Below are 16,750 nucleotides of genomic sequence, written 5' to 3' on the forward strand. Positions count from 1 at the left end.
ATTAAACGCTAGCGAGCGGGTTGGTCAGGGTGTGTTGCAAACGATAGTTGGAGTACTGCATCAAGTGCATGCGCAACAACGACCGGGTTGGCCATGGATCTTCCACAAACGCCTGATGTTCCACCTCCCACAAATCTGGCGAGACCCGGTCGCGTACGGCCGCGAATGCAAGATCGGTTTGCTCGCGCAGCACTTCCCACAACCGCCTGTTGTTCAATCCGTATTCCCTGGTCAACCACAGGGCCATTTCGTGCAGATGCGTCAGGAACGCCGCGTCCAGCACGAACATGCGTACCGGTTCTATATCGCCTGAGAATACCGTCGGCAAAATACCCGGCTGCACATGCGGGTGCAGGGTGTAGCCACGTGCTTCCAGCAGCGGAGCGTAAGTCCTGCCATCGCCGAAATCGCGGATCAGCAGACTACGTGCTTTGCCATCGGGGGAGAACAGCACCATGGTGTTTTGCTGATGCGCTTCGAGCCCGATGCCATACAACAGGTAGATCGCCACCACCGGGTGGGTGACCACTTTGGCGTACTCGCGGAACCAGCTTTCAACCTGATCAGCATTGGCCCTGGCGCCATCCCGCTCGATCAGATCGGTGAACAACGGCCGGCCACTGCCGGGCAACCGGGTGAACAGTGATGCCACGGTAATCGGCAGACAATGGTCGTTGCGTTCGAACGCTGGCTTGCTGGCGCGATAGACCACAGACAGATGGCGGCCTGGGTGATCGTCCTGAGTGACCGCGTTCCTGTAACGCACGCCTATCTCTTCCGGGAAAATTTCCAGACGCTGATCGAAGCCGTTTTCGGCCGCCAGAATCCTGGTGATGACTGTGCTGATACGCGGCCCCATGTGAATCGATTTGGCTTGCAGGCTGCGCAATTCACTGGTCATCCACACGGCGATCGGCAATTTGATCAGCGGTGCGCAATCGTCCAGTACCGGCATCATCGTTCGGTAGGACATGGTCGGCAGGGTTTGAATGTCCGGGCCGTCGGTGATCAGGATGCCTTCCTCAATTTCCGCCGCAAACGTCTTGAGCACATAGGCCTGCAAATGCCAGGCGTGAATCGGCAGCGGCAGCCACTGGGTTTCATCCAGCCCTTTGTCGTTGAGCGAGGCTTTCCATTGTTCCCATTGCGCCGGGAAGTTGCGGGCGAACCACTCGGGGTAACCGGACACATGCGGCATGCTCTCGCTTTTCGAATGCTCGGCCCGCAAGGAGGCGATGCGCAGTGGTACCTGGGCATTGAACTCGGGTGACAGTTGCTCGACTTCGGCATCGGTCAGGCCCGGACGGGATTTCCACGTCGGGTAATACGGATGGCCTTCCAGCGAACCCCACTGGTCCAGAAGGATGGCGGCGTCTTTGGTATTGGCATGTTGGCGCAGGTAGTCGGTGAAGCTGTTGACGCCCTGATCCCTGGCTGCCTGCTCCATTCGCGCGTTCCATTGCTGGCGATGCTGACGGGCGTGGGCATCGTTGGTCAGGCTGTTTTCCATGTCGGCCTTGAGCCCGGCCACGCCTTCGTCGGTCGGCTCGAAGTCGAAGCTGTCGCGCAGCACATCCAGCAAATCCTGATGGCGGGTGATCACCTGGCGTACGCCTTCGTCCGTCAACAGCACCACATCACCGTCATTGACCACGGTATCGGCCGGACCCTTGGCGATGTCGGAGAAAAACAGGTGGGCGCGGGCATCCTTCAGCGGGTAGGTGGCCTGATTCCCTTCAGCCGAAAAAATCAGGCTCGAACGATCAAGGATGTTTTCCGCAAACAGGCAACGGATCAAACGTCGCATGGCGTTTTTACGGGAATAGGCGATCAGTGTATTGAAGTCATCCATATCAGCGGTCTGCTCGTCGAAATAATGTGAATAAAGGGATCAAGCGGCGGCGCTGGTCGCGTGTGGCCACAGGCTTGGGAAGTAGTCGAGCGCGGAGTCGCGCAGGCCATGCATGTAGCCAACGCTCCACTGCAGGACTTCTTCGATATGGGGCACCTTGAGGTCGAAGCGCTTGGCCATTTCCACCAGCAGCACCAGGCCGTAGGCGACGTCTTCGTTGAAGGCGCGGCTCTCGCGTTCGATGACGTAGCCGGCGCGGTTGCCGTCGGCTGGCACCATGGGGGCAAGGATGTCGTTGTAGGCCTGATTGGTGCGCAGAATCGAAAGCATGCTGCTCTGGTCGCGGATCTGTTCGCCGTAGGCCTCGACAATTTCCTGTTTCAAGGATTTGACCGATGACAGGTCGATGCCCATGCGCTGGCTAATGACCGCGCACAGCGCCTGGCTTTCCTGATCCATGCGTTCGAGGAAGTAGGCACCCAGTTCCGGGCACTCGGTCCACCAGCACAGGCGTTGCGGGAAGATCTTGCGATGCCATTGGCCAAAGGGGCCGATCAGCCCGTAGATCACCGAGCTGTGCATGATCGGGTTGCCCGGCGTCAGGGTGATCTCCAGGTAATTTTCCAGCATCGTCACGCAGGGGCCGTACAGCCTGGTCAGTATTTTCTCCAGCTGTCGGCGCGCGGTTTGCGGCTCTCGGGCATGGGTGGCCACGTACAGTTGGCTTTTGCCGCCGCCCATTTTGATCGAGCGTCCAGGCGTCAGCTCGAATGCGGTATGCGGGACGTCCTTCATGCCCCAGATCACCAGGTTCGGGCGGTCGGGCAGGGTGGCTTCGGCCAGCCAGTCGAAACCGCAAAAACCGGGAATCGCACCGATGTACACCGGTTTGCTCGCGTTCAGATGCGGTGCGATGTCCTTCAGGGTTTGCGGCCGGGCATGGGCCGGCACGGTGACGATGACGATGTCGGCATCCTCGACGGCGGCCCTGGGGTCAGTGGTCACCCGATCCAGTCGGGCTTGCAGTGTCGAACCGTTGGGCAACAACGCCTGCATCGGCGTCTGACGGGCATGCTGTTCGATGATTTCCAGATTGCTGGTGAGCATCGAAACCTGAACATTGGGCAGCTGCTTGAACAGAATGGCGTTGAGATGGCCGGTCCTGCCGCCACCACAAATGGCGACTTTCAACAGATTCATCGAGAGGCGTTCCTGTGTGGGTGGGTCATGCGACGTTTAATTGCAGTGGCGCGGAAACGGTGTCCAGCCATTGGGTCTTGCCCAGCCAGGCATCCAGTTGCGGTGCGACGTTCGTATCCAGCAAATCACGTTCTTGCAGCCACTTATCGTCGAACACGGTGTGCAGGTATTTTTCGCCGCCATCGGCGATTGGCACGACCACGTTCCCGGTCAGCACGCCTTTGTGGATCAGCTCCAATGCCTTGAAAATCGCACCGCCGGTCGAGCCACCTACCAACAGCGCCAGGTGTCGGGCGATGTAGCGGGCGGTTTCGAAGGCTTGGGAATCGGTGACCTGCACGCCCAGATCGATGCAGCTGTAGTCGAGCACCAGACCGACCGTGTCACCGGCCGGAGTGCCGGTGCCCGACTGGTAGTAGGGATAGCCGGGATGGCCGAAGACAATGGAGCCGGCCGGTTCCACCGCAACGGTCACGGTGTCGGGATTGTGCAGTTTCAAACCACGGGCGATCCCGGTCATCGAACCGCCGGTACCGACACAACCGACGTAGGCCCCGATAGGGCCTTGTACCTGAGCAATCGTTTCGCGGACGAAATCACTGTAACCGCCTGCATTGGCGGCGTTGTCGGATTGGTTCATGAACACGGCGCCGGGAATGTCGGTCGCGAGTTCAGCCGCCATGCGTTGGCGCTCGACCACCGCCACTTCGTCTTCGCGATAGGTGCCTTTAACGAATCGAATATCGGCGCCCAGCGCCTTCATGACGGCGATCTTGTCCTGAGCCGCGTGATGATCGACCACGGCGATAAACTGCAGGCCGAATTCGACGGCGGCCATGGCCAGGCCGATGCCGGTGTTGCCGGACGACGACTCGACGATGACGCCGCCGGGTTTCAGGCGTCCGGACTTGAGCGCGGCCAGCACCATGTTCCGCGCCATGCGGTCTTTGATGCTGCCGCCGGGGTTGTTCTTTTCAATCTTGAGTAACAGCCTGGCGTCGGTATCCGGAACATCAATACCCAACATGGGTGTATTGCCAATAAGATCAGAAACTTTATTCAATATCATTTCAATCATTCCCTTTAGTAGTCAGGTGCAAATGCATAGTTACCTTCCGTACAACAGGTCGCCATCAAGCGCCGGGGCAGGGGATGGCGATGAAACTCGTTTTCCAGCAAGTCCATCTGATAACCGGCGGTATTGACGTAAACCAATAAGTCGCCTGCCTGGGGGGTGGTGGCAAAGTTGATCAGGCGATGGGTAATGACGTCGTCGTCCAGGCAGCTATGGCCAGCGATATAAGCTTGAGTCGGTGTGTGCGGTAGTTCGCTTGTACTGATAAGTATCGGATCAACGAGATACTCCGACGAAAACCAGGTTTCACAGGCGCTGAAACTACTGCCTTCAACAAAAATGACGATTTTGTTATCGGCCAGTTTTTTTGTGCGTGTGACCCGAAACAATGAAATGGCCGCCTGGTCCACCAGACTTCGGCCGGGCTCCAGTGCCAGTGTTATCTTTTGCATGTTCAAATAGTTGGCAATAGACAGTCCGGGCGAGTGGTCGGCCTGGAGGAACAATGTCAACCATTGAGGCGCTGTCAGCTCACTGCCATAGGGATAATAAAAGTTGGGCACTGTATTGTTGTAATAATGCTCGGACTTATTGTCGTGCTGTAAAAACTGACGATAGGCCTGAGGCTCGACATAACGAATCGGCAGGCCTCCGCCGATGTCGATCATCTGTGGATTTAGACCCATTTCACGGGCCGCCTGGACAAACCCTGAGACTTCACAGAAGGCTTGCGCACGGGATTCGAATCCGTAACCGCCCAAGTGGAAATGGAACCCTTCGAAGTGAAAGCGCCTGGGTTGTCGGGTCAGCCGATGAAGGCATTCAAGCAAGTCCTCAAAGCCCATTCCAAATCGACTCTTCGGACAGCTTGCAGGCCTGTAACGCAGTAAAATCCGTGCTTTTGCAGGAGTTGTCAGGGATTCGATCACTGTTTTCAGGTGATCCAATTCCTCCAGCGAATCCACACAGATCAGTGAACCCGCGCTGATCAGCGCTTGATGAAACACAGCGGTTTTGGCCGGGCCGGTCGCGCAGATTTTTGCCGCCAACGTACCGGCTCGCAGGGCTGCCTCCAGCTCATGAATGCTCGAAACATCGACACCAATACCCGAATTTGCCGCCGCGCTCAGCAGGCTCTGGGACTTGTTGGCCTTGGCGCCATAGAAGATGGCGTGACACACATTGTGTTGGTTCAACACCGTTTGCAGCGCCTTCGTATTCAATTCGAAAGCATGTGGCCAGACCAGATTTAATGGTGAGCCATGTTGTTTGACCAGAGCTGAAAGTGTGCCCGGAAAATGGTTGATCAGTGTGGCAATAACAAAGTCGATAAGCGGTTTTAGCCTGTCCGGATGATGAACTTCAATTCGCTGTTCGATGGGCTGCGCATTCATTGCAGGCATAGTTAATCCTCTGGCTCGAAATAGAACGTGGCCATTGATATTCGATAACCAGCAGTTATCGAGGGAAGCAGTATTTTTTTTGCTCGTCAGATACGAGTTTTCAATGCAGTGGAGGCGGATGCCACGCGAAACCTGAAGAGGGATTTTTAGCACGGACCGTAATGGATGATTGACAAAACAATTGCATGAGAACCCCACTCCATAAGGTTTGTACGGACATTCTGATCGGCCACTAGTTGATGACCAGTCTGTGTAAGTGGCCCGTAACTGACATTCTTGTGCCATTACCGGTATGCACTTCCCATTGCGACTGATGACGTTCTTTGAAGCGAGGATCGTTCCTCTTGGCGACGTGAACAATATTGCTAATGCGAACCATTATCAAGTAAGGTTTTCAAATATTTTTGAATAACGACCTGCACAGGGCGAATGAATGAGCGTGCATTTACACGCTCAAGTACGCGTTCGTCCTGTTTAAAAAAATCCCGTAATACCCTGATGAACAAGGCGTTACGGCGAGGTGCAGGCCGCCACGGGCAGGCGCGGAAATCCGGCGCTGGCAGGGCCTGATTTTTTCAGATTCACAACGATTCACGCCAAGGAGCAACGCCATGACATCCGATCGACGCAGCAGCAAAACCCCACTCGCGATCAGCTACCTGTTCGTGCCGGGCAACCGCCCCGAACGTTTTTCCAAAGCTGTCGAAGCGAATCCTGACGCGATCATTCTCGACCTCGAGGATGCCGTTCATCCGGACCGCAAAGCCGACGCTCGGACAGCAATTTGGGCATGGCAGGAGAGTACGCCGAGCGTTTCCTGCGAGCGTTACATCCGCCTCAATAGCGTCGGCAGTACCCTGTTCCACCAAGACCAGAGCTGGCTGTACGACATGCGCTATCCCGAGCGTTGCAATGGCATTTTCCTGCCCAAGGTGGAATGCCCGGATGCCCTTGGCCGGGTCGTCGAACAGTCGCTGAAGTGGCAACCGGAACTCAAGATCATCGCGATCATCGAGACGGCCAAAGGATTGCAGCAGGTGGAATCGATTGCCGCGATTCCAGGGGTGGCGCGCCTGGCGTTCGGCTCGCTGGATTTCTCCCTCGATATCAATTGCAGCCAGATCCCTGAAGCGTTTCTCTTCGCCCGCCACCGCATCGTGCTGGCTTCTCGCACGGCGGACTTACCGTCTCCGATTGACGGCGTCACGCCGGCGATCAGTGATCTGGCGGTGGTCGCCAAGGACGCCCTTTACGCGCGATCGTTGGGGTTCGGCGCCAAGCTGTGCATCCACCCCTCGCAACTGGTCACGGTTCAGCGCGCCTTCCTGCCGGATTCGCGCCAATTGGCGTGGGCCGATCGTGTGATGAGGGCCGTGGCCACGGGCAGTCATGCGGTGCAGGTGGATGGCGAGATGGTTGATTTGCCGTTGATCGAACATGCCCAGCGCCTGCTCGATGTGGCCAGCCAATACGCGCCAATTGCTCGCGCAGGCGCTTGCTGAAGCCTCGGCGAATCAGGAGATCAACCATGGAACACGGTTATCGGATTACGTTGCGGCCGCTGAGTGAAGTGCAGCAGTCCGAGCAGGTCGACCTTGCCAATGTGACGAGGCTGTGCGAGTCGATTGCACGGGCCGGGCATTGGCTGGAGCCGATTATCGTCGAGCGCTCGCAGGGCATCGTCATGGACGGCAATCACCGGTTCAACGCGGCCTTGCAATTGGGATTGAAGCGGGTGCCTTGCATTCAGCTCGATTACACCGATCCGCGGGTATGTGTGCGGCATTGGCGGACCGGGCAGGCGTTCGAAGTGGCGCGGATTTTCACCACGATTGCCCGGGGTGAGATCTTTCCATACAAGACCACCCGGCACGCGTTTGATCCGGCGCTGCCGGTGATCGCGATACCGCTGGAACGCCTGTATGCCTAGCTTTGGCAGCGCAGCAGAAAAAAGTTTCTACTGAGAGTGATACTTTTTCGCAAATAGACTGGCAATAGGAGTGATTACCATTTTCCCTGTTTGAAAAGGATCCTCACGTCATGCCTGTTGTCAGTCGTCCTTGCGGTGAGCGCGCGTTAACACTCGCCATTCGTACCGCCATGCTGAATGTTGTCCTGGTCGCAGCAAGCGCCAACGCCTGGGCTTCAGCCCCCGAACAACAGGGCGTTGCCGCTGACGAGACCTCTAACACTCCGATCGCGACACCGGCCGATCACAGCACCCATTCGCTGACCCTCGACACCACCGACATCAACGCCAGCTACAGTGGTCCCTCCGCATTGCCGCAAGCGTTCGCCGGTGGCCAGGTTGCGCGGGGCGCCCGACTGGGCATGCTGGGCAACAAAGACGTGATGGACACTCCGTTCAGCGTGACCAGTTACACCGCCAGGACATTGGCCGACCTGCAAACGGTGACCGTGGCCGATGCGCTGGAGCGTGACCCTTCGGTGCGCTCCACCGGGCAGACTGGCGGCATCGTCGACTCGTTTTTCATTCGTGGCTTTCCGGTCGGTGAAGGCAACCTGGGCGAACTGGCGTTCGATGGCGTGTATGGCGTGGCGCCCAACTACCGGGTATTCACCGAGTATGCCGAGCGGGTCGAAGTGCTGAAGGGACCGGGCGCCTTGATGTACGGCATTTCGCCAAACAGTGGCGTCGGTGGCGTGATCAATATCGTTCCCAAACGTCCACTGGACGAAGACCTGACCCGCGTTACCACCAGCTACGCTTCGGACTCCCAAGTCGGTGGACATCTGGATGTCAGCCGTCGCTTTGGTGAAGAAAATCAGTTTGGCGTGCGCTTCAACGGCAACCTGCAAGGGGGTGACACTGCCGTTGATAATCAGCAGCGAGATTTGGGTATCGGCGCCATCGCGCTGGATTATCGTGGCGAGCGCTTGCGCTTGAACCTGGATTACATCAGCCAGAAAGAAAGCTTCGATGCACCGTCGAGGCCATTCACTGTTGCGCCTGGTATTGATATTCCATCGGCACCCAATGGCCGGACCAACGTGTCGCAGGACTGGGGTTGGTCCGATACGAAAGAACAGTCGGCATTGCTGGGCGGCGAATATGACCTGAATGATGCGGTCACCGTGTTTGCCCATGCGGGGGGCGGCAGGTCAGACGTCAAGCGGATGTCTGACCAGGTGCCGAGAATCATCAACGAGGCGGGCGATACCAGCAACATTCCCGGGTATTACAAATTCAACGTCGACCGCTCTACCGCCGACGTCGGGATCCGCGGAGTGTTCGCGACCGGTCCGGTCACTCACACGACTACGCTGATGGCCACCCAATATCAGGATGAGCTGTCCCGAGGGATCAACAACGGCACCGAAGTCCGTTCGAACATTTACCATCCGGTGGATGTGCCCAAGCAATTTATCAACGCGCCAACAGTGCTGCGCATTTCCGAATCGGATCTATCCGGTGTCGCATTGACCGACACGCTGTCCATGCTTGATGACCGCTTTCAGTTGACCCTGGGGGTGCGCCGGCAAGACATCGAATCACGCAATTACAACGCTGCAGGTTCGGTCAGCTCGAAATATAACGACAATGCCACGACCCCGCTGGTTGGCGTGGTGGTTAAGCCTTGGGACGATGTTTCGCTCTACTACAACTACGTCGAAGGCTTGAGTAAAGGTGATATCGCACCGGGCTCGGCGGTCAACGCTGGCGAGACGTTCGCACCTTACGAATCGAAGCAGCTTGAAATCGGCGTCAAGTATGAACACGGCACGTTCATGACCACCCTGGCGTTGTTTCAGATTGAAAAACCGAGTGGCGAAATCGGCGTCGACAACGTGTTTTCCGTGCAGGCCGAACAGCGTAATCGCGGTATCGAGTTGAGCATGTTCGGCGAAGTGGCACAGGGCACGCGCTTGATGGGCGGGGTGACGCTACTCGATGGCAAGTTGACCGATTCGGCCACTGCCGCCAATCGCGGCAACAAACCGGTAGGCGTGCCAGACGTGCAAGCCAACCTGTGGGCCGAATGGGACACGCCTTGGCTTGAGGGCTTTACCCTCACCGGCGGTGTCATTTACACCGACCGCCAATACGTCAATCAAGCCAATACCCAGGAACTGGATGCCTGGACTCGCTTCGATGCCGGCGCGCGTTATGCCACCAAAATCGAAGGTCGACCGACGACGTTCCGCGCCACCGTACAGAATGTGTTCGATCGAGAATACTGGTCGGGCGTTGCCTCCTATGGCGCGTTCTCTCCTGGTTATCCGCGCACCTTGCAGTTATCGGCGACGGTTGATTTTTGAGAAGGAGGGGTAGGGGTAGGGACTATTGAGCGGTTGTTACCCTGACTTGATCATGTCTTGGCAGGCGTAACCGCAGCCACTGCCGCAGGAGGCGATTCGGGCTGAAGGGGCGTCAGGGATCTTCGGGTTTATAGAGAGTGACGGTGCCGCTGTGAGGCAGCGACGACCGTTCAATGTGTTCATTGCTTTCGGACGAAAGAGCCCGTGAGCAGATGCGGTCACCCCATCAGCGCCGCGATGACCTGAACTTCGATCCGATAATGTTTCTTGGCCATGGGTGACTCCGCGCACACGCGCACAGGTGCGCCCGCGTCCGCTCCCAAACCTGATTCATGCCGTCATAGTCAGCCATGTCGGCCAACCAGATCTGGGCAGAGAAGCTGGCCTTTGTCCGTGCCAGCCTTGGCCAGCAGGGTGTCGATTTTGTCGAACATGTCTTGTGACTGTGCGGTGATATCGCCCTCAGTCAATGGTGAGACCTGGCCCGCCAGATACGCAGTGTTGTTGTGAATGACGGCTTGGCTGAAGCGCTTGGTTGTGCCGATACGTTGAATAGCAGGGTTCATGGTCGAGATCCGTTGGGTTTCCAGATTGGATGATTCAGTTGTTGTGGCTTAGCCCGGCCCCTGCACCCAGCAAGCGCGAGGACTCGGAGCTGGCAGGACCTGGTTCAATTCATGAGGAAAGGGGGCGTTCTGATACATATTGATGCGTACCCAGCGATCAGAACGCGGGTCGAATTGGGTAGCCCCGAAGAAGGAAAGCTAGCCGCCCCGAGACTCACTCAATCACGCCTCGTACACGTTTCTGAAGGCGTTGAAAGCCAGTCGCTTACCGTCGACGGGCTGATCAAACGTCTCCTGCAACGCGGACCGGTGCCGCTACTGCAGGCTGCGATGTAAGGGGGGGCGGAAGCGGTATCTGGGGGTGTTCGTGGCAGATTCCAGGCTGTTATGAGGGGCAGGATCGGCCGATTTCTGCCTGTCACCAGCGTCAGCTTTTGGGCGAAAACCTTTAGAAACAGCGTATCGCGGCGTTGGCACCAGGGCAGTTTCGACGAGAAAAGCTGAGTGGTGCGGGGCAGTAATCCGCGACAGGTCGTAAGAACGCCAGCAACCTGGTGTATCCGTAGCCAGTGTCACATTGAGTCAGCTCGAAAAAGGTATGACGGTCATCTTCCGACAAGAGAAAGCAAGCTCTCTCTTGTCGGTCCCTGTCATACATTGGAGCGTGTCAGCGCTCTTCAAAACTGTGCCTGAATGAACGCGCTCCCCTGAGTTACGATAATGGCGGGATTACCTTTCGACCAATATTTTCGGGTTGGCACTGCCCCAGACGGTGTAGAGGTCGGCCAGTAGCGCACCGTTGATCTCTTCGACTTCAGCCTGGCTGACTTCGCTTGCACCTTGCTTGCCAAACAGCACCACTTCATCACCCGCCTTGACGTCGGGTGCATCCGTGACATCGACCATTACAGTGTTCATCGAAACCTTGCCCACCACCGGCACGCGATGACCATTGATCAACACCACACCTTTATTGGTGAACACGCGACGATAGCCATCGGAGTAGCCGACCGTGATGTTGGCCAGTTTCGAATCACGTGTCAGGGTGAACGTGCGATCGTAGCCCACGGTGTTTCCAGCGGGATAGCTATTGACCGAGGCCACATGCGACTTGAACTGCATCACGCGCTGATACTCAGTTCGCGTGATGACGGTATCGCCAAACAACGCGCCGCCGGTGCGCACCATATCCAGGCGCGATTCAGGTACTTCCAGGGTGGCGAAGGAGTTAGCAGTGTGAAGGGTGATCTTGCTGCGGTCGAGATGCGCGACGTCGATCAGCCAGGCGGCTTGCTCATTGAAGGTGGCCAGCCCTTTACGTACGTCGTCCTTATCTTCCACGGCGAAGTGGCTCATGATCGCAACCACGTCGATATTTGGCAGTTTGGTGATCGCCAGCGCGTCTTGTTTACCCTGCTCGGTAGCCATTTCCAGGCCGTTACGGCTCATGCCGCTTGAGTTTAGGCCGATGTGCACCTGCAATTTGCGACCGTGTTTATGTGCAAGGTCGGCCGCCTGGCGGGCGAAATCGAGGTTGCCAACCAGTTCCTCGACGTTGTACTGCAGCGCATTTTCCAGCTCCCCCAGGGAGGCGGTGCGAACACGGACCAACTGGCCTTTAAAGCCGCTTTCGCGAACCACTCGAGCCTCTTCGTTACTGGCGACCGCCACACACGGTACCCCCAGCGCGATCACCGAAGGCATCACCAACCCTATGCCATGACCATAAGCGTCCGCCTTGAGTACTGCACAGAGTTTCGACTTGCCGGCCAGCTCGGCTTGCAGGGTACGGATATTGTGCTCTAGCGCGGTTTTGTTGATTTCAATCCAGGCATTACTGATTTGCGCAGTCAGCTCGGAGTTGCCGTTTGCGAGCGACAGCGGCGGTGCCGCCTGGGCTTGGCTTTGCAAAAAAATCAGGCCGAGGGACAGCGCTAGAACAGTGCGGGTAAAGGGCATCTGAAACTCTCCATGTAATCGGTCTTTTTATTATTCCGGTGCCGATTATTGGAAGGCGATGTAAGTTGCCGTTGTACGCTGGGTTCGAAGATGTAAAAACTTGTAAGGGATTTGTTCGCGCTCACCTTGGCCCTATGCAATGGCATCAGCAAGGTTTGTTGCTCGGACGGCTACCGCGAATCAGCACATTGTGTCGCGACATGAGAGGGGCGTAGCAGGCTGCGCAAGAAGATCAACCTTGCGTTGCTGTCCATGCGTGAGGACGGTACGCACCAGCGGATTTACGACAATTGGTTCCGCGCGCGATAGCAAGCCCGTGAGCTGCGGGCAGTCGTCCGCCTCTGTCGACGTTTTCCGTGATTCGCAACGGTCCGAATGACCTGACCGTCACTCTGGGCTCTACCCGTTAGAGTGACTTCTTTGTGGCAACAACGTGACGCTCAAAGAGGACGCATTATGTTTCATTCAGTCAAGGCTCCTACGTTCTAGCAGTCACTCCGGCGTCATTATCGTCAGCGTCGTCCTGATGAGTTCCTCTTTCCGGTCGATCGCTTCCAGGGCTCCGCGAACATTTCCGTCGCCCTCGGTCGCTCCGTGTAGTTAAGCCCAAAGCGTAAGTGCCATGATGGCGGCTTCCGGTGTGAGCCGGTTTTCATCGATTTTGAAGAGGCGGGAAGGCAGCAGGTCTGAATGTGGCATCGCAAATCCTCAGTCTTGAGGGGCAGCTTTGCAGCGCATTTTGAGATGGTTTTTTTACTGTCTGCAGGATGCCGGAGAAGGGATATAGCGGCTTAGTTCTGGAATACGTCCATATAAAGTTATGGAACACTTGCCGGCGCTCAGGATTTTTACCAACTCCCAGAAACGACAAAGCCCTGAAAAATCAGGGCTTTGTCGTATAAAGATGGCGGAGGCGATGGGATTCGAACTCATGGACCTGTTACAGTCGACGGTTTTCAAGACCGTTGCCTTAAACCACTCGGCCACACCTCCGTTTGTGTTGCGGGCGCCATAATACCTGAATGAAACACACTGTCAAACTCTCTGCATAGCTTGTTACAGGGCGTCTGTTATGATCTTTGCGACTGAACGTTTCAAACCAACAGGAGTGTCGCCATGCGCGAACAGGATTACGCAGTTAATAACAGCTTGCAGGCTGAGCAGCTAGAGGTTAGCCGCGTCCTGCGCAACACTTACGGCTTGCTTGCACTCACGCTCGCATTCAGCGGTGTGATGGCCTTCGTTGCGCAGCAGATGCGTGTCGGTTATCCAAACGTTTTCGTGGTGCTGATCGGCTTCTACGGGCTTTTCTTCCTTACCAACAAACTCCGTGATTCCGCCTGGGGCCTGGTGTCGGCATTTGCCCTGACCGGTTTCATGGGTTTCCTGCTCGGCCCGATTCTCAACCGTTACCTAGGCATGCAGGGCGGCGCTGAAGTGGTCAGCTCGGCCTTCGCGATGACCGCACTGGTATTTGGTGGCCTGTCGGCCTATGTGTTGATCACCCGCAAGGACATGAGCTTCCTCGGCGGTTTCATCACTGCTGGCTTCTTCGTACTGCTGGGTGCAACGCTGGCGGGCATGTTCTTCCACATCAGCGGTCTGCAACTGGCGATCAGCGCCGGTTTCGTGCTGTTCTCTTCGGTCTGCATTCTGTTCCAGACCAGCGCCATCATTCACGGCGGCGAGCGCAACTACATCATGGCGACCATCAGCCTGTATGTATCGATCTACAACCTGTTCATCAGCTTGTTGCAGCTGTTTGGCATCATGGGTCGCGATGATTGATCGCCAGCCTTGAGTAAAAAACCCGCTTCGGCGGGTTTTTTCTTGCCTGTGATTTGCCGAAAACCGCTAGGCCATTGGAGGCAACCGGCGTTTGACCGGGGTTTTCTTGACGATTGCCGTATTGGTTTCAGCGTGGGTGTTGAGCCGGTCAAGCAGGGTGTCCAACTGTTCCATGGAACGCACATGCAAGCGCGCGATAAAGCAGTCGTCGCCGGTGACCTTGTCGCATTCGGTGAATTCCGGAATCGCCTGGATCTGCCGTTCGACTTCCTGCAACTGACCCGGCAGCGGGCGAATGCGCACGATCGCCTGGAGCTGATAGCCAAAGCATTTCGGGTCGATTTCAACGGTATAACCCTTGAGCACGCCACGCTCTTCAAGTCGTCGCAGTCGTTCGGCGACGCTCGGCGATGACAGGCCGCTGATCTGCGCCAGGGCCTTGAGCGAACGTCGTGAGTCGTCCATCAGCGCCGTGATCAGCACTTGGTCGATATCATCGGTCATGGTGCAATCCTCGATTAGGCAACTCTTCAAAGTCACCTTGATAAAAAAGGCAGAATCCGAGTTTAGCCTGATTTATGCACTGGAGAAGCTCCCGGTTGGATTGGCATACTTTGGCCTCAAACACAGGAGTCTGATGATGGACAAAACAATACGTCGCGGCTCGTTCGAAATGACCGCCGCCATGCTGATCTCCGGGACCATCGGCTGGTTTGTGCTGGTGTCCGGGCAACCGGTACTGGATGTGGTGTTCTGGCGCTGCCTATTCGGGGCCGGCACCTTGCTGCTGATTTGCGCTGCATTCGGTTTCCTGCGCCCCGGTATCCTGACCCGCACCACCTTCCTGCTGGCCGTGCTCAGCGGCGTGGCGATCGTCGGCAACTGGGTGTTGTTGTTCGCCTCCTATTCCCGCGCGTCGATTGCCATCGGCACCGCCGTCTATAACGTGCAGCCGTTCATGCTGGTGGGCCTGGCCGCGCTGTTCCTAAACGAGAAAATCACGCTGCAGAAGATGGCCTGGCTGGGCGTTTCGTTTCTCGGGATGCTGGCGATTGTCAGTGCCCATGGCGGGCAGGGCGAGAGCGGCAACGAGTACCTGATCGGCATCGTTCTGGCGTTGGGCGCTGCATTTCTTTATGCGATTGCCGCGTTAATCATCAAACGCCTGACCGGCACGCCGCCGCATCTGATCGCACTGATTCAGGTCAGCACCGGTGTGCTCCTGTTGGCGCCATTCGCGCATTTTTCGGCGCTGCCGCAGGCACCCAGTGCCTGGGCCAGCCTGGTGACCCTGGGCATCGTGCACACGGGGGTGATGTACGTGCTGCTATACGGCGCGATCCAGAAACTGCCGACCGCCCTGACCGGCGCGCTGTCGTTCATCTATCCGATCGCGGCCATTTTTGTCGACTGGTTTGCCTTCGGTCATCGCCTGGAACCCCTGCAATGGATCGGCGTTGCCGCGATTCTGCTGGCGGCGGCGGGGATGCAACAGGGCTGGGGCCTGAAGTTGCGTCGCACGGTTGCACAGTAATCAAGGGTCAGATGTTCCAGCGCGGCGAAGTCTTCGCCAGGCGCTGGCGCATCTCGCCAATGTTGGCCGCCAACTGCCGGACCAGCAATCGGTAACCGTCCAGCGAGCTATAGACCGGCGTGTCCAGGCTTGAATCCGGCAGCACTTCGACGGGGCGGCTGAGCCGCTGGGACGCGCCGGATTTCAACGCCCGGGCCATGCCGATCAATTGCACCCGAATCAGCCGGTGCTCCGCTTTCAAAGCCGATTGCAGATGGGCCATGGCGTCCGGGTCGCTGGCATCCGGCCGGATGTTGCCGAGAATCTCCAGTGTGCTGACGCACATGCGCAAGTGACGCTGGATGGCATCGAGTTCGGTCATGGAAATCTTCACTTCCTTGGACACCGAGGGCATCAGCGAGCGCAACTGCACCATCACCGTGTTCAGGCGCCCCATAAGCTTGAGATGTTCGTCCGCCGTGACGGGTTGACCGTTGATGATGCGTCCGTAGATCGTCGCGCAATCACGCAAGGCGTCGGCCAGGTTGTAGCGCCAGGAATAGACCGCGTACAGCGGCAGGGCGAAGGAAAACGCCAGGGCCAGGGCAATACCGATGAGGATATCGACCCCACGCCATAGCCCGTCGGAAACCGGATTGTCACCATGACCCGCGACGATGAACACGGTAATGGCAGCCAGCAGTGCCGTATAACCGCCCTTGCCGATGGCGTGGTACGAGAAAAAACCGCAAATCACCGCCATGGCGAAATAGGTCAGCCACGGCATGCCAAGCCACGCCTGTTGCACCACCAGCACCAGGCCGATCGTGGCCCCGACCAGGGTGCCGATGGCCCGCTCGGCGGATTTTTTGCCGATATTGCCGTGGTGTTGCAAGCCGCCGATCACCACCAGCATCGTCACTGACGCCCACTCGCCGTGGGGCAGGTGGATGCCAGTGGTCAGCAGGATCGACGCCAGCAACCCCAGTGACACCCGTACGGCGTGGATGACCCTGGCATGACGATAGCGCCGGTACGGATCCAGTATCGGACGCAGTAAACGGCGCAGCAGCGGCGGCAGTTGAAGGGCTCTGGACTGGCTCAGGTCGGCAC

Annotated in this window: 13 protein-coding genes, 1 tRNA gene and 1 pseudogene; 5 read left to right on the top strand and 10 right to left on the bottom strand. The window is 57.4% G+C overall.

All coding sequences use genetic code 11. From position 1 onward, the window contains the following. Nucleotide 1: 1 nt before the first annotated feature. Genes ACGJAX_RS19275 through ACGJAX_RS19290 form a run of 4 tightly spaced genes read right to left on the bottom strand, consistent with a single transcriptional unit; the run spans nucleotide 2 to nucleotide 5,530 of the window. Nucleotides 2-1,852 carry an IucA/IucC family protein gene (locus ACGJAX_RS19275; RefSeq protein WP_390955744.1) on the bottom strand — a complete coding sequence of 617 codons (1,851 nt, stop codon included), beginning with the start codon at nucleotides 1,850-1,852 and terminating at the stop codon, nucleotides 2-4. 39 nt (nucleotides 1,853-1,891) lie between these two features. Continuing rightward, nucleotides 1,892-3,052, bottom strand: a complete 1,161-nt coding sequence (locus ACGJAX_RS19280; protein WP_390955745.1) for an NAD/NADP octopine/nopaline dehydrogenase family protein — start codon at nucleotides 3,050-3,052, stop codon at nucleotides 1,892-1,894. Nucleotides 3,053-3,077: 25 nt separating this feature from the next. Further along, nucleotides 3,078-4,079, bottom strand: a complete 1,002-nt coding sequence (locus ACGJAX_RS19285; RefSeq protein WP_247256966.1) for a cysteine synthase family protein — start codon at nucleotides 4,077-4,079, stop codon at nucleotides 3,078-3,080. 56 nt (nucleotides 4,080-4,135) lie between these two features. After that, complete coding sequence (locus ACGJAX_RS19290; protein WP_390955746.1) at nucleotides 4,136-5,530, bottom strand: Y4yA family PLP-dependent enzyme; 1,395 nt, start codon at nucleotides 5,528-5,530, stop codon at nucleotides 4,136-4,138. A gap of 611 nt (nucleotides 5,531-6,141) precedes the next feature. Between ACGJAX_RS19290 and ACGJAX_RS19295 the strand changes: the two genes are divergently transcribed. From ACGJAX_RS19295 to ACGJAX_RS19305, 3 genes are all read left to right on the top strand, one after another. Then, nucleotides 6,142-7,032: an aldolase/citrate lyase family protein gene (locus ACGJAX_RS19295; protein WP_390955747.1), complete on the top strand. Its 891-nt coding sequence runs from the start codon at nucleotides 6,142-6,144 to the stop codon at nucleotides 7,030-7,032. 26 nt (nucleotides 7,033-7,058) lie between these two features. Further along, nucleotides 7,059-7,460, top strand: coding sequence for a ParB N-terminal domain-containing protein (locus tag ACGJAX_RS19300; RefSeq protein ID WP_247256963.1), 402 nt, complete (start codon nucleotides 7,059-7,061; stop codon nucleotides 7,458-7,460). A 110-nt stretch (nucleotides 7,461-7,570) separates the two neighbouring features. Continuing rightward, entirely contained in the window at nucleotides 7,571-9,811 is a 2,241-nt protein-coding gene (locus ACGJAX_RS19305) for a TonB-dependent siderophore receptor (protein WP_390955748.1), read from the top strand. A gap of 344 nt (nucleotides 9,812-10,155) precedes the next feature. Here the strand turns inward: ACGJAX_RS19305 and ACGJAX_RS19310 are convergent, their stop codons facing one another. From ACGJAX_RS19310 to ACGJAX_RS19325, 4 genes and pseudogenes are all read right to left on the bottom strand, one after another. Continuing rightward, nucleotides 10,156-10,377 (bottom strand): Rid family hydrolase, encoded by a 222-nt coding sequence (locus ACGJAX_RS19310; protein WP_390955749.1) that lies wholly within the window; start codon nucleotides 10,375-10,377, stop codon nucleotides 10,156-10,158. A 729-nt stretch (nucleotides 10,378-11,106) separates the two neighbouring features. Beyond that, nucleotides 11,107-12,336 (bottom strand): alanine racemase, encoded by a 1,230-nt coding sequence (gene alr / locus ACGJAX_RS19315; RefSeq protein ID WP_390955750.1) that lies wholly within the window; start codon nucleotides 12,334-12,336, stop codon nucleotides 11,107-11,109. Between the two features lie 492 nt (nucleotides 12,337-12,828). Continuing rightward, nucleotides 12,829-13,035, bottom strand: a pseudogene (locus ACGJAX_RS19320) (hypothetical protein). 206 nt (nucleotides 13,036-13,241) lie between these two features. Beyond that, nucleotides 13,242-13,329 (bottom strand) — tRNA-Ser (locus ACGJAX_RS19325). A gap of 123 nt (nucleotides 13,330-13,452) precedes the next feature. On the opposite strand from ACGJAX_RS19325, the gene ACGJAX_RS19330 reads away from it, so the two are divergent. Then, on the top strand, nucleotides 13,453-14,124 hold the full coding sequence (locus tag ACGJAX_RS19330; RefSeq protein WP_247256609.1) for a Bax inhibitor-1/YccA family protein: 672 nt from the start codon (nucleotides 13,453-13,455) through the stop codon (nucleotides 14,122-14,124). Nucleotides 14,125-14,190: 66 nt separating this feature from the next. On the opposite strand, the gene ACGJAX_RS19335 is transcribed toward ACGJAX_RS19330, so the two are convergent. Further along, complete coding sequence (locus tag ACGJAX_RS19335) at nucleotides 14,191-14,628, bottom strand: Lrp/AsnC family transcriptional regulator (RefSeq protein WP_010461024.1); 438 nt, start codon at nucleotides 14,626-14,628, stop codon at nucleotides 14,191-14,193. A 136-nt stretch (nucleotides 14,629-14,764) separates the two neighbouring features. Between ACGJAX_RS19335 and ACGJAX_RS19340 the strand changes: the two genes are divergently transcribed. Continuing rightward, a complete protein-coding gene (locus ACGJAX_RS19340; protein ID WP_130204108.1) occupies nucleotides 14,765-15,658 on the top strand; it encodes a DMT family transporter in 894 nt (297 codons plus the stop codon). A 7-nt stretch (nucleotides 15,659-15,665) separates the two neighbouring features. On the opposite strand, the gene ACGJAX_RS19345 is transcribed toward ACGJAX_RS19340, so the two are convergent. Continuing rightward, nucleotides 15,666-16,709, bottom strand: coding sequence for an FUSC family protein (locus ACGJAX_RS19345; RefSeq protein ID WP_247256652.1), 1,044 nt, complete (start codon nucleotides 16,707-16,709; stop codon nucleotides 15,666-15,668). Nucleotides 16,710-16,750: the final 41 nt, after the last annotated feature.

Source organism: Pseudomonas moorei, from assembly GCF_042846945.1.
Taxonomy (GTDB): domain Bacteria; phylum Pseudomonadota; class Gammaproteobacteria; order Pseudomonadales; family Pseudomonadaceae; genus Aquipseudomonas; species Aquipseudomonas moorei.